This window comes from Pseudomonas sp. LFM046, from assembly GCF_000949385.2.
In the GTDB taxonomy this organism is placed as follows: domain Bacteria; phylum Pseudomonadota; class Gammaproteobacteria; order Pseudomonadales; family Pseudomonadaceae; genus Metapseudomonas.
In genome coordinates this window covers 1,759,512-1,772,369 of record NZ_JYKO02000001.1, presented here as the reverse complement: position 1 = coordinate 1,772,369, position 12,858 = coordinate 1,759,512, and the positions used below count along the sequence as shown (strand labels likewise).

General features: G+C 65.3%; 10 protein-coding genes. 4 read left to right on the top strand and 6 right to left on the bottom strand.

The genetic code is table 11. From position 1 onward, the window contains the following. Positions 1 to 26: 26 nt before the first annotated feature. From TQ98_RS08265 to recQ, 6 genes are all read right to left on the bottom strand, one after another. The gene (locus TQ98_RS08265) at positions 27 to 2,159 is read right to left on the bottom strand and encodes a FimV/HubP family polar landmark protein (RefSeq protein ID WP_052659253.1); all 2,133 of its coding nucleotides are present in this window, start codon (positions 2,157 to 2,159) and stop codon (positions 27 to 29) included. 271 nt (positions 2,160 to 2,430) lie between these two features. Continuing rightward, positions 2,431 to 3,834, bottom strand: a complete 1,404-nt coding sequence (locus TQ98_RS08260; RefSeq protein WP_044874869.1) for a DHA2 family efflux MFS transporter permease subunit — start codon at positions 3,832 to 3,834, stop codon at positions 2,431 to 2,433. After that, on the bottom strand, positions 3,834 to 4,268 hold the full coding sequence (locus tag TQ98_RS08255) for a MarR family transcriptional regulator (protein WP_044874868.1): 435 nt from the start codon (positions 4,266 to 4,268) through the stop codon (positions 3,834 to 3,836). Before TQ98_RS08255 ends, TQ98_RS08260 begins: the two co-directional genes overlap by 1 nt. Before the next feature lie 77 nt (positions 4,269 to 4,345). Beyond that, entirely contained in the window at positions 4,346 to 5,362 is a 1,017-nt protein-coding gene (locus TQ98_RS08250; protein ID WP_044874867.1) for a DUF2804 domain-containing protein, read from the bottom strand. An 87-nt stretch (positions 5,363 to 5,449) separates the two neighbouring features. Further along, complete coding sequence (locus tag TQ98_RS08245; RefSeq protein WP_044875452.1) at positions 5,450 to 6,598, bottom strand: GGDEF domain-containing protein; 1,149 nt, start codon at positions 6,596 to 6,598, stop codon at positions 5,450 to 5,452. A gap of 171 nt (positions 6,599 to 6,769) precedes the next feature. After that, positions 6,770 to 8,893: a DNA helicase RecQ gene (gene recQ, locus TQ98_RS08240; RefSeq protein WP_044874866.1), complete on the bottom strand. Its 2,124-nt coding sequence runs from the start codon at positions 8,891 to 8,893 to the stop codon at positions 6,770 to 6,772. A 137-nt stretch (positions 8,894 to 9,030) separates the two neighbouring features. Here recQ and TQ98_RS08235 point away from each other — a divergent pair, with 137 nt between their 5' ends. The 4 genes from TQ98_RS08235 (at position 9,031) to lapD (ending at position 12,753) form a co-directional block, all read left to right on the top strand. Further along, positions 9,031 to 9,618, top strand: coding sequence for a YecA family protein (locus tag TQ98_RS08235; RefSeq protein WP_044874865.1), 588 nt, complete (start codon positions 9,031 to 9,033; stop codon positions 9,616 to 9,618). Between the two features lie 12 nt (positions 9,619 to 9,630). Then, positions 9,631 to 10,032 carry a YbaN family protein gene (locus tag TQ98_RS08230; RefSeq protein ID WP_044874864.1) on the top strand — a complete coding sequence of 134 codons (402 nt, stop codon included), beginning with the start codon at positions 9,631 to 9,633 and terminating at the stop codon, positions 10,030 to 10,032. Between the two features lie 117 nt (positions 10,033 to 10,149). Next, positions 10,150 to 10,800 carry a cysteine protease LapG gene (gene lapG, locus TQ98_RS08225; protein ID WP_242443191.1) on the top strand — a complete coding sequence of 217 codons (651 nt, stop codon included), beginning with the start codon at positions 10,150 to 10,152 and terminating at the stop codon, positions 10,798 to 10,800. A 3-nt stretch (positions 10,801 to 10,803) separates the two neighbouring features. Continuing rightward, positions 10,804 to 12,753: a cyclic di-GMP receptor LapD gene (lapD, locus tag TQ98_RS08220; RefSeq protein ID WP_044874862.1), complete on the top strand. Its 1,950-nt coding sequence runs from the start codon at positions 10,804 to 10,806 to the stop codon at positions 12,751 to 12,753. Positions 12,754 to 12,858 lie beyond the last annotated feature (105 nt).

Sequence of the window (12,858 nt, the reverse complement as noted above, 5' to 3'; positions counted from 1 at the left end):
GGCTTTTTCATTCAGGCTGAGAGGCTTCAGGCGATCTTCGCCAGCAGATCCCGAGCTTCCTGCTTCTGCTCGTCGTCGCCTTCGCTGATCACCTCGTTGAGGATGCTGCAGGCCGCCTCGATATTGCCCTGCTCGATGTAGGCCAGAGCCAGGTTGAGCTTGATGATGTTCTCCTGGCGGGCATCCAGCTTGTCCAGCTCTTCCAGGCTGACCATGGGGTCTGCGAACTCGTCGGTCAGTTCATCAAGGGCCTCGGCCTGGGACAGTTCGGGCAGTTCGCCGAACGGGCTCAGCATGTCGGCATCCAGGGTCAGCTCGAAGACTTCCGGCAGTTCCTGGAGGTTGGTGGGGAACGCCAGGTCCTCTTCCACGGTCGGGAGTGCCTGGGCCGCAGCAGCCTTGCGCTTGGGCTCGGCAATCTTGAAGGGGCTGACCTGATCCCAGTTGGCATCGAGCGGGTAGCCATCGAAATCCGCAGCCAGGCTGTCCTGGGGCTGTTCGCTCGCTTCGACCAACGCCGGGGCAACGTCGTCCAGAACGAACTCGGGCTCGGCCAGGGCCTGCGCCGAACCGACGTCGACAAAGCGGGCGCAGATGGCGGCCAGACGCGCTTCGTCGGCATGAAGGTCGCGCAGTGCGGCCGCTTCCAAGGTGAATGCCACCGGATCACGCAATTCGCCCAACACCTCCAGCAGGCGGAAGCGCAGATCGACGCGCTGGGGTTCCTTGGCAACCGCCGGGGTCAGCACAGCCTCGGCCTCACGCCAACGACCATAGGCGATGTAGATGTTGGCGCCTTCCAGGGCGTCGGGGCTGGCCTTGGCGCTCGGCGTCGTAACCAGTTGCAGCGGTACGGCAACCTTGACGGCCACTGGAGCCGGCGCGGGCATTGCCGGGGCTTGCGGTTGAACGTCGTGGTGGCGATGCAAGGAGACCTTGGCCTTGCCGGTGGTTTGAGCCTCTTCCAGCTCCTGTTGCTGGGCCTCGCGACGGGAGCGGCGCAGTAGCACCCAATCCAGCAGGAACAGCAGGAACAGGCCGGACACCATGACCACCCACCACACGGGGCTGATGCCGGAATTGCCTTCCGTCACCGGTGCCACCCGCTCGGCAGCCTGGACCGCCGGAACGACCACAGGTGCAGGCTGGGTCTTCTCAGGCTCGCTGACAGGTGCGGTGGCCGCCTGCTGAACCTGGGCCTGCAGCGCAGCCATCTGCTGGTCGCTGCCCTTCAACTGCTCCTGCATGGTTTCCAGTTGGGCTTCCAGGGCGGCGATGTCCTGGCGTAGCTGGGCGCGCTCGGCTTCGCTCTGGGCGAGGCGGCTGTCCACGCTCTGCTGCACCTGGTTCAGCTCAGCCAGGGACGGGCCCGCGGGAGTGGCAGCGACTGGAGACTCGACGGGTGCTGCGACAGGAGCCACGGCTTCAACGGTCTCCGCAACCGGCGCCGGGGCGCTGGCCAGGACGGCGTCATCCGGCAGAAGCAACGACTGGCCGACGTGCAGGCGATTGATGTCGCCGCCGGGGAAAGCCTGGGTATTGAGTGCGTGGATGCCATCCGCCATCTGCTTCTGAGTCATGCCACTGCCGGCACTGAGCCGCTTGGCGATAGCCCAGAGACTGTCGCCGCGAACGACCTGGTAACGCTTGCCTTGGGTGGCTGCCGGCGCGGCCTTGGGCGACACAGGCGCCTGGGGCCGGGCTGCCACGGGAAGCGCTGGCATCGAGCTGACCGGCGCGGCGCTGGCGGCATAGGCGGCGGACCCCGGGGGATCCAGAAGCAGCGTGTATTCACGCAACAGGCGGCCGTTGGGGCGCGCCACTTCAACAATGAAATTCAGGTAGGGCTCGACGACCGGCTTGCTGGACACCACACGAATGCGGCTGGACGAGCCACGGATCACCGGGCTGAAACGCAAGTCGTTGAGGAAGATGTAGCGATCGACGCCAGCACGCTGGAAAGCGTCGGCAGAGGCCAGGCTGACCTTGATCTCGCTGTCGTTGAGGTCACCGACCTCGAGGAGTTCGATTTCGGCATCCAGCGGCTGGTTCAGGGCGGAGTGCAGGGTAATCTCGCCCAGCCCCAAAGCCGGTACCAGGCCTGAATAAAGCGCAGAGCCGGAAGCAAGCGTCAGAAGGAGCTTGTGAACCCTTGCCATATGTCCTCCCCAGTCAATCGCACTCACGTTCCACGCTTCTGATGCCACGTCCGGGCACCCTTGAAACGACGCGAAATGCGTTGACCTAAAAACCGCGATGATAGTGGGACGTCACTCCTTATCCATCCCACTGCAGATCAGTAATGGCGGGCTTCCTGCTCCCTCATCCGCCATAATGGCAGCTGGCCACAAACTTGCTGTGTAGCTTACTCCACTATAGGAAAGATTTCGCTAGGGACTTGACAAATTTTTCATCGTGCGATTTGCACGCTCAAGTCCTTGCAGGACGCACGCCCCGGGCCGGAATAACGGCCATCAGGAAGAGTAGCGCAACCAGCCAGAAACTCTGCTCGAAGGCCAGGAATTCGGCCGCCGCGTCACCTCCGGCGGCGGCGTGACGCCACTCGAGGAAGAAGGTCAGCAGATTGACCCCGAAGGCACCACCCAATTGGCGCACGAACGTGATGGCGCCTGCTCCCAGGGCCAGCTCATCCGGGTTGAGAACGTCCAGGGCTCCGGTACTCATCGCCGGTAGCAGCAAGCCGAGCCCCAGGCGGCCGACGCAGGTCCAGCCACAAAGCGCCAGGAATGACGCGCCCGTCCCCGCCATCCCCAGGGCCGCCGAGGACAAGGCAAAGACCAGCAGACCGACAACCAGCATCGACGCTGCCGACAGCCGATCACTGGCCCAGCCCCCCAGGAACGACGCCAGACCCAGCACCACGCCAGCCGGCAGTAGCAGGAGCCCCGCTTCGCCAGCGCTGTAGCCTTCGACTGTTTGCAGGTACAGCGGGATCAGGTAGGTAGAACCGTAGAGTCCCAGGCCCAGCACCAGGGCGACCCAGCTGGCCTTGCGGAACGCCGCATGACGCCAGAGCGGCAACGGTAACAGGGGCCTCGCAGAGGTCCGGCTGCGGCGCAGGAACGCGGCAGCACTGGCCAGGCCGAGCAGCCCCGGTATCCAGGCGCTCGGGGCTAGCCAGCCGAAGCGCTGCGCCTCCGCCAGAGCGCCCAGCACGGCGAAGAGCGCGATGCTCAGCATGGCGAAGGCCGGCAAGTCGACGCCGGGGGTGCTGCGGTTACGGTCGCTGGGCATCAGCCACTGGGCGCCCAGCAGTGCCAGCAGGCACAAGGGTAGCGGCAGCCAGAACACCGCTCCCCAGCCGAAATGGTCGATCAGGAAGCCACCTACGGTCGGCCCCAGGGTCGGCGCCACCATGATGCCCAGCCCATAGATGCCCAGGGCCATGCCTCGCCCGCCGTCGGAGTAGACGCGGAAGATCAGCACCATGGCCAGGGGCTGGATGATGCCGGCGCAGGCCCCCATGAGGATGCGCAGGGCGATCAATTGCCAGGCGGAGCTCGCCACCAGTGCCAGAAGCGACGCCAGGCTGAACAAACCCAGACCGAGCTGCACGGTACGCCGCGCCCCCAGTCGCGCCTGGCACCATGCAGCCAGCAGCAGACCGGCCGTCATGGCCGCGAGGAACCCGGTGGAAAGCCATTGCGCCAGCGGCCGTCCAACGTGGAAGTCGGCCATGATCGCCGGCAATGCGACGTTGATGCTGGTGGAGGCAAGGATCATCGCCATGCTGCCGAGCATCAACAGGCCCAGCAGCCATTGCGGATAGCGGGCGCCGAAGCGCCCGTGCAGCGCTTCCAGGTCCTGCCCCATCAGAGCCGGTCCAGGTTCGCCAGTATCCGCGCGTGGACCTGTTGGCAGTGGCGCAGCTCCTCGTCGTCAATGCCGGCGAAGAGTTCCTGGCGCAACTGACTGGAAATGGCTTCGATCTTCTCGATCAGCGGACGGGCCGGCGGGCACAGGGAGATCTTCTTCGCCCGGCGATCCTCAGCCACCGCCATGCGCTGGATCAGGCCCTGGGCTTCCAGACTGTCCAGCAGGCGCGCCAGGGTCGGACCTTCGACACCGACACTCTTGGCCAGCTCACGCTGGGTGGGCAGTTCACTGAAACGGGAGAGGTGCAGCAGCACCAGCCAGCGAGCCTGGGAAAGGCCCATGCCGGCAAGGCGGCGGTCAAGTTCGGCACGCCACGCGCGTGACATCTGCGCGAGCTGCATCGCGAAACGGTGTTGATCGGGGTAAGACATCGGAATGACTCGGACTTCTTATACTAATTATTAGCCAGCTAATCATAGCCGATTGCCGCGAGCAAGCCCCCTCTGTCTTACCACTTCACATACTGGTCCTCGACGAAGCCCCACATCTCGTCGATCACGACTGGAGGACGCCCAAACGGCCGCAATTCGCCGCAAAACCGTCCGAATACCTGTTTGAAATTGCTGGCGATGACACCAAGGTTCAGACGCTCCTGATGCAGGCCCTCGCCTTCGAAGGTCAGCGCCACCTGGCCGTCCTGGGACGTGATGGTCCAGGTATGCAGCGGCCGATCGCGATCGAACTCGAAGCGCACGCTGTCCACCTTGAGCAATTCGCCGTCCAGCCAGAAGCAGTTCTCGGTGAAGCTGGTCTCGTTCACCCCACAGGACAGGTTCAGGCCTACCCGCCGCCCATCGGCGAGGCCGGACAGACACGCCCAGTTCCAGTTGGTTTCCGGCCGCATGTAGCCAGCGGACCAGTCGTGATGGGCGAAGGCGCCTATCTGGCCGAGGTCGAAATTCCCCAGCTCGCTCCTCACTTCACCTCGGCAGGCGACACCCGCGACCTTCTGCGCATAGACCCAGCCGTTCACCGCCGTCGGCGTGCAGATGCACATGGGCTGGAAGGCCGGTTCCCGCTCGCTGAAGCAGGCATCGATGCGCGTGCCGTCGTCCAGCTCCACCAGCAGGCGCTTTTCCCGGGTGGCGGCATGGTTCTCGAGGCGCAGCAGATTGCCGCCCTGGCGCAGTTCGCAGACGCCGTCATCCGGGGTCTGGGAGAACCTGGTGCCAAATCCCAGAGGCAGTTTGAACTGGCGCTCGATCATGCGCCCGCTGCTGGGATGGAAGAGGTAGACGAAACCCACCCCCACCAGGCTCAGGTTGGCCAGGGCGCAGCCTCCGATCAGTTCGTCGCTGAGCAGGCCGAAGTACTGAAACTGGTGGAAGCGCCGCCATTTCGCCAGCGCGCCAAGGCGACGCCCCATGGGTGAGCGGAAATCGAAGTCGCGGTAATTGATGTGGCCCGGCGCGGCGGGAAAGATGCCGTAGTGGGGCTGGCCGTCGGGCTGGATCAGCTTATCCATGCGCAGAGCTCGTGGCGGGAAAAGCCGCGATGCTAGCACCGGCCTCCGTGCCGGACAGTCACGGTGTGCGCCATCTGGAGCGACGAACTAGGCCACCACCCGATTGCGTCCGAACGCCTTGCCCTCGTACAGGGCGCGATCCGCGTGCTCATACAACTCATAGAGCTTGGCCAGCGGCATGCCCGGTAGCGGATGCACGCAGGCGACGCCGATGGACATGGTCAGCACCGGCGCGGTGGGCGAAGCCTCGTGGCTGATGGCCTGGTTTTCCAGCGCGGCACGCAGTCTTTCGGCGCACATACGGGCTTCCGATTCGCTGATGCCATAGAGCAGCACGGCAAATTCCTCGCCCCCCAGGCGAACCGCCATATCGAGGGGACGCCGGGCGGTTTCCTCCAGCACCCGGGCCACTTGCTGGAGCGCCTGGTCGCCAGCCTGGTGGCCATAGCGGTCGTTGTAGGCCTTGAAGTGGTCCACGTCGCAGAGCAGCAGCGCCAGGCCATGCTGCTCACGCTGGGCCTGGCGCCACAACCGTTCCAGCTGACGATTGAAACTGCGTCGGTTGTAGAGGCCGGTAAGGCTGTCGTGGTCGGCCAGGACGCGCATCAGGTGGCTGATGAGGAAATGCTCGCGGGACTTGAACTCCAGCAGGTAACAGCCAACGGCCCCGGCCAGATTGCCGAACAACAGGAACAGCAGATTGCTGACCAGGCGCGGCCAGGGCAGCCCGGCCCAGAGTTCCAGGCCCACATAGGCCAGCAGTATCACCAGTGAAACACCCAGCGCTTCCACCAGGCGCAGCCCCACCAGGAAGTAGGCCGCCATGCACACCAGCAACAACCCTTCATAGGGGAACGAGGGGTCACTGCGATGGGCGATGGCCACCACCGCCCCGGCGCCTATGCCGAGGGCACCGATGCAGACCAGGCTCAGGGGCGCCAGCAGGTGGCGGTGGCGGCGCTGGACCATGAGCACGCCACACACCAGCAGCAGCCCCAGCACGCCGATCCGTACAGCGAGCATTCCCCAGCGGGCGTCGCTGCTGATCAGGTAGAAATCGAGCACGGCAAACGCCACCCAGATCAGCAGACCCACGCTGAGGGCGATGCGCTTGAGATCGAAATTCTCTTCGAGGAAATAGCTGCGGTATTCGCGCTCCAGGGAACGCGTAAATCGCAAATGACGGAATCCCAGGACCAACTGGTCAGCGTACGGACTGGGGCGCGCGTCATTCAGCCATGCGGCATTATTGTTGTAGGGCACGTCTACCTCTTCTGTCGGAGGCCTCCGACGCACATTAGCCGCTAGAGAAGCACGTCACAAGTTCGTCGTTTTGCCCCGTCATATTTCCGACAGCCCGCATCCGCATTCGGCCTCCATCCTCGAGGGCGCGCGACGCGCCGGCGGTCAGGCTTCGAACTCTGCCTGCAGGGCGGCGCGCACGCAGTGCAGGACGCCATCAGGAACGCGGCCGGCGAAGAGCTCGGCGATTTCCGCCACCGGCGGCAGCTCGCCTTCACCGTCGAGGAAGGCGTCCTGAATCTCACCCAACAGGTCCTCGGGCAGATCCAGGGCCTGTTCCAGGCTCAGTTGCTGGCCGGCAATGGTTTCGGCCAGCAGGCTGTAAACGTTCTTCTCGCTGCAATTCAGCTGGCGGGCGATCTGCGCCGGCGTCATGCCGGCACGGGCCAGGCTGACCAGTTCGTGGCGCAGGTCAGTAACCGCGCGCGGGGCCTCCCCTGCGCCATTGAGCACTTCGAGGAAGGCCTCGCCATAGCGGTCGAGCTTGCGCGCGCCCACACCGCTGACCCGCGCCATCTCGGCCAGGCTGCGGGGTTGGCTGCGGAGCATTTCCAGCAGTGTGGCGTCGGGGAAGATGACGTAGGGCGGCACGCTGTGCTCTTCCGCCAGCTTGCGACGCAGTGCCCGCAGGGCTTCCCACTGCTCGCGCTCCTCGCTTCGTACCAGTTGGCTGGCTGCGCTGGCAGCCGGCTTGGGCGCCTTGGTGGACAGATCACGGCGCAGCTCCAGGCTCACTTCGCCCCGCAGCAGCGGGCGACAGGTTTCGGTCAGGCGCAAGCCGCCGAAGACTTCCAGGTCAACGTCCGCCAAGCCGCGCGCGACCAGCTGGCGGTAGAGAGTGCGCCACTCGCCTTCCGATAGATTCTTGCCGGCACCGAACACCGACAGGTGCTGATGACCCGCGGAGCGCGCCTTTTCGTTGTCGCGCCCCAACAGCACATCCACCAGATGGCCAACGCCATAGCGCTGGCCGCTGCGGTAGATGGCCGACAGCGCCAGGCGCGCCGGCTCGGTGGCATCCCAGGTCTGCACGCCGTCGGTGCAGATATCGCAATGACCGCAGGGCTGGGGCAGTTCCTCGTCGAAATAGGCCAGCAGGGTCTGGCGACGGCAGCGGGTCTCCTCGCAGAGGGAGAGCATGGCGTCCAGCTTGTGCTGCTCGATGCGCTTGTGGCGTTCGTCGCCCTCGGAGTTGCTCAGCATCTGCTTGAGCAGCAGCACATCCTGCAGGCCGTAGGCCATCCAGGCATCCGCCGGCAGGCCATCACGGCCAGCGCGGCCTGTCTCCTGGTAATAGGCTTCGAGGGACTTGGGCAGGTCCAGGTGAGCGACGAAACGCACGTTGGGCTTGTCGATGCCCATGCCGAAGGCAATGGTGGCGACCATGATCAGCCCTTCCTCATTGAGGAAGCGCTTCTGGTGGTACGCCCGCAGGTCGTTGGACAGGCCCGCGTGGTACGGCAGCGCCGGGAATCCCTGCTCGGAGAGGAAGGACGCCACCTCCTCCACCTTCTTGCGCGACATGCAGTAGACGATGCCGGCATCCCCGCGGCGCTCGGCGAGGAACCCCAGGAGCTGCTTGCGCGGCTGATCCTTGGCGACGATGCGGTAGAAAATGTTCGGCCGGTCGAAGCTGGAGAGGAAACGCTCGGCATTCTGCAAATGCAGGCGCTGAACCATCTCCTCGCGAGTACGCATATCGGCCGTCGCGGTCAACGCCATGCGCGGCACACTGGGGAACAGCTCGGCCAGTTGGCCCAGCTGCAGGTATTCGGGACGGAAATCGTGCCCCCACTGGGACACGCAGTGGGCTTCGTCAATGGCGAACAGGCCGATGGGCAGGCGCTGCAGGAATGCCAGCATGCGTGGCTGAACCAGGCGCTCGGGTGCGAGGTAGAGCAGCTTGATCTCCCCCCCGCGCAGACGATCGGCGATATCCCGCTGGGCCTCGGGAGACAGCGTGGAATTCAGCGCAACGGCCGGCACGCCCAGTTCGTCCAGGGTGGCGACCTGGTCTTCCATCAGGGCGATCAGCGGCGAGACCACCACCGTCAGCCCATCGCGCAGCAGCGCCGGCACCTGGTAGCAGAGGGACTTGCCACCGCCGGTGGGCATCAGCACCAGGGCATCGCCCCCGGAGGCCACGCGCTGGATGATCGCGGCCTGATTACCGCGGAAAGCGTCGTAGCCGAATACGTCTTTGAGGATGCGCAGTGCCTGGTCGAGCATGGGGGTCTCCGGAGCAAGCCGCGCATTATACGTCAGCCGCTCCGGCAAATTGCCCTCGCCTATCGGCCGTGCCTTTTGCCGCAGCCCTCGCACTCGACTAGAATTCAGCGTCGTTTATTCCTCAAGGTAGTCCCACGATGTCCTTCGCTGAGCAACTGTCCCGCCTGCAAGCCTTTCTCGACGCCGATGACCTGCACGAGGAGGCTCTGGACTACGTGGCCACCCACGGCTACCTGACCGCCCTGTCGATCTGCCCGGACCAGGTGCCCGAGCGCGAGTGGATCGACGCCCTGTTCGCCGAACCGCCGCACTACCGCAGCGACGCCGAGCGCGAGGAAATCGAAACTACCCTGCTGGCCCTCAAGGCGCACATCGCCCGGCAACTGGCCAGCGACGAAGATCCGGAAATGCCCTGCGACCTGGACCTGGGTGACGAGCCGGACGATTCCGACCTGCGCGGCTGGTGCATCGGCTTCATGGAAGGTGTCTTCCTGCGCGAGGAAACCTGGTTCGAGAACGCCGAGGAAGAAGTCAGCGAGCTGCTGCTGCCGATCATGGTGGGTTCCGGCCTGTTCGACGAACAGCCCGAGTTCGCCGAGATCGCCAAGGATCGCAACCTGGTGGACGAAATGATCGAGCAGATCCCCGAGCTGCTGACCGCCCTCTTCCTGCTCTGCAACGCCCCGGAAGAAAAACCCGCCCTGCTCAAGCCCCGCCACCACTAAGGCACCGCGCGCATGGCGCACAGCGACATCCAGCAGCAGCGCCACCCGGCGCTGCGCATGGTTCTCCTGATCATTGGCTGGCTCAGTGTCGCCCTGGGCGTGATCGGCATTTTCGTACCAGTACTGCCCACCACGCCCTTCCTGCTGCTCGCCGCGGCCTGCTTCGTGCGCAGCTCGCGACGTTTCTATGTCTGGCTGGTGGAGCACCCCAGGCTCGGCCCCTGGATCCGCGACTACCTGGAAGGCCAGGGCATCCCGCTCAAGGGCAAGGTGTACGCCCTGGTGCTGATGTGGGCCAGCATCACCCTCTCCTGCTTCCTCGTGCCCCTACCCTGGGCGCGCGGCTTCATGCTCACCAGTGCCGTGCTGGTCAGCATCTACATCCTTCGCCAGAAGACCCTGCGCACCCACTGAAACCGGGAAAACCCCCGGCAAATCCGCCAAGTCCTGCCTAGACTCTGTGCATCCTTGGGGGAGAGAAGGCTGATGGGGCAAGGGAGGTTGGCAAAGGGACTGCGACGCCCCTCGTGGCTGGCTTGGCGAGGCGGCTGCCTGCTCGTCGGCCTGCTGCTGTGCCTCGCCAGTGTCCTGGCCAACTGGGACTTCGACCTGATCATCCAGAATGCCGAGCAGCGCTACGGCAACCTGGGCCCCGCCAAGGCGCGCATCCTCGCCTGGAGCGAACTGATCCAGGCCAGCATCGAACTCCCCGAAGCCGAGAAGCTGAGCGCGGTGAACCGCTTCTTCAATCGCCAGATCCGCTTTACCGACGACATCCGCACCTGGCGCGATAACGACTACTGGGCCACCCCGGTGGAAGCGCTGATCAAGGGGGCGGGTGACTGCGAAGACTACGCCATCGCCAAATACTTCACCCTGCGCCGCCTCGGCATTCCCGCCGAAAAGCTGCGCATCACCTACGTCAAGGCCCTGCGCCAGAACCAGGCCCACATGGTGCTCACCTACTACAAGAGCCCCACCGCCGATCCCCTGGTGCTGGACAACCTGATCGGCGAAATCCGCCCCGCCTCCCAGCGCACCGACCTGCTGCCGGTTTACGCCTTCAACGCCGAGGGGCTCTATACCGGCAGCAAGCGGGCGGGTGACACCAAGAAACTGTCGCGCTGGCAGGACCTGCTGAAAAAGATGAGAGCCGAAGGCTTCGCCATTGGAGAGGGTTAGCCCATGTCGTTACTCAAGCAACTGTTCCTGGCCATCTGCCTGTTGCTCGCACTGGCCTTTGCCGGCAGCTTCCTCGCGGGGGTGGAAAGCTCACGCGAGCAGTTGCTCAGCCAGCTGCGCTCCCATGCCCAGGACGCCGCCACCGCCCTCGGCCTGTCGATGACGCCGCACGTGGACGACCCGGCGATGATCGAGCTGATGGTCAGCTCCATCTTCGACAGTGGCTACTTCGCCAGTATCCGCGTGGTAAGCATTCCCGATGGCAGCCTGATCGCCGAGCGTCGCACCACCGCCAGCACCGAGAACGTGCCGGCCTGGTTCGCCCACCTCGTGAACCTGCGCCCCCAGGGCGGGGATGCCCTGATCATGCGCGGCTGGCAACAGGCCGCGCGGGTGGAAGTGTTCAGCCATCCCCAGTTCGCCCTCGCCAAGCTGTGGGACAGCGCCATCGGCAGCCTCGCCTGGCTGATGCTTTGCGGGGTCATCAGCGCCCTGGTGGGCGCCTGGCTGCTGCGCACCCAGCTGCGCCCGCTGGACAACATGGTGCAACAGGCGGAAGCCATCAGCCGGCGGGAATTCCTCGCCCTGCCCAAGGTGCCGCGCACACCCGAGCTGCGCCGCGTGGTGCTGGCCATGAACCAGATGGTGGACAAGCTGCGCAACCTCTTCGCCGAAGAAGCCGCACGCAGCGAACGCCTGCGGGAGGAGGCCTACCAGGACAGCCTCACCGGCCTCGCCAACCGCCGGCAATTCGATATCCGCCTGGCCAACCAGCTGGTGCCCAACGAGCAGAACGCCGCTGGCTACCTCCTCCTCCTGCGGGTCAATGACCTCGGCGGCCTCAACCAACGCCTCGGCGGCCAGCGCACCGACGCCCTGATCCGCGACGTCGGCGAAATCCTCGGCGGCCTGATGCATCAACGCGGCACCGCCGACTGGCTGGCCTCCCGCAGCCGCGGTGGCGAATTCTCGCTGCTCACCCCCGGCCTGACCGGCGACGACGCCGAGCAACTGGCCCGGGAACTCTCCGACCAGCTGGAAAACCTCTACAGCACCGGAGCCAGCGACCGCAGCCCGGTTGGCTTCCTCGGCATCTCCGCCTACCGCCCCGGAGAGGCGGCCCAGCAGGTGATGAGCCGGGCGGACCAGGCCCTGGCCCAGGCTTCGCAGAACCCCGATCAGCCGTGGCTGCGCCTGGACGACTACGACGCGGCGCCGGGCCAGAGCCTGCACGACTGGCGCGACTGGATCGACGACGCGCTGAACAAGGGCAAGCTGCGCCTGTATTTCCAGCCGGTGGGCCTGTGCACCAACCCCGCCGAAGCCCTGCACCAGAAGGTACTGGCTCGCCTGCTCGATCCCCAGGGCGAAGCCGTGGCCGCCGGTCGCTTCCTGCCCTGGATCGAACGCCTGGGCTGGGGCCCGCGCTTTGACCTGGCCATGCTCGAACACTGCCTGGCGCACCTGGAACAGCACCCTGCGCCCATCGCCCTCAGCCTGTCGGCCGCCAGCCTGCGCGAAACCAGCAACCGCGAACGCCTGCTGGCCCTGCTCAAATCCCATCCGCAGCAGGCACCCTTGCTCACCCTGGAACTGGACGAACGCCACCTGCCGCCGGCTGCTGAACTGGGGCAGGTCTGCCAGGCCATCCGTGAAACCGGCTACAGCCTCGGCCTGCAGCACTTCGGTGGACGCTTCAGCCTGATCGGCAACCTCGCCCACCTGGGCCTGGCTTACCTGAAGATCGACGCCACCTATATCCGCGCCATCGACCAGGAGAGTGACAAGCGCCTGTTCATCGAAGCCCTGTTCCGCGCCACCAACAGCATCGACCTGCCCCTGATCGCCGAAATGGTGGAGACCCAGGGAGAACTGGATGTGCTGCGAGAGCTGGGAATCAAAGGCGCGATGGGCCGCCTGATCGGAGCACCGGCGCCGTGGAGTGGCGAGTGATGGAGACCTGCGGAGCGCCTGGAGGCGAGCCGTCCCGGTCGGGTTAGAGCCTGCGAGGCCTGACAACGCACGGGGAATCGTTGGGCCTCCCCCGCCAGGAACGCA

Coding starts and splice junctions, on each gene's coding strand:
- recQ (WP_044874866.1), bottom strand. CDS start 8,893: ATGCTCGACCAGGCACTGCGCATCCTCAAAGACGTATTCGGCTACGAC.
- TQ98_RS08230 (WP_044874864.1), top strand. CDS start 9,631: ATGGCGCACAGCGACATCCAGCAGCAGCGCCACCCGGCGCTGCGCATG.
- TQ98_RS08250 (WP_044874867.1), bottom strand. CDS start 5,362: ATGGATAAGCTGATCCAGCCCGACGGCCAGCCCCACTACGGCATCTTT.
- TQ98_RS08260 (WP_044874869.1), bottom strand. CDS start 3,834: ATGGGGCAGGACCTGGAAGCGCTGCACGGGCGCTTCGGCGCCCGCTAT.
- TQ98_RS08265 (WP_052659253.1), bottom strand. CDS start 2,159: ATGGCAAGGGTTCACAAGCTCCTTCTGACGCTTGCTTCCGGCTCTGCG.
- TQ98_RS08235 (WP_044874865.1), top strand. CDS start 9,031: ATGTCCTTCGCTGAGCAACTGTCCCGCCTGCAAGCCTTTCTCGACGCC.
- TQ98_RS08255 (WP_044874868.1), bottom strand. CDS start 4,268: ATGTCTTACCCCGATCAACACCGTTTCGCGATGCAGCTCGCGCAGATG.
- lapD (WP_044874862.1), top strand. CDS start 10,804: ATGTCGTTACTCAAGCAACTGTTCCTGGCCATCTGCCTGTTGCTCGCA.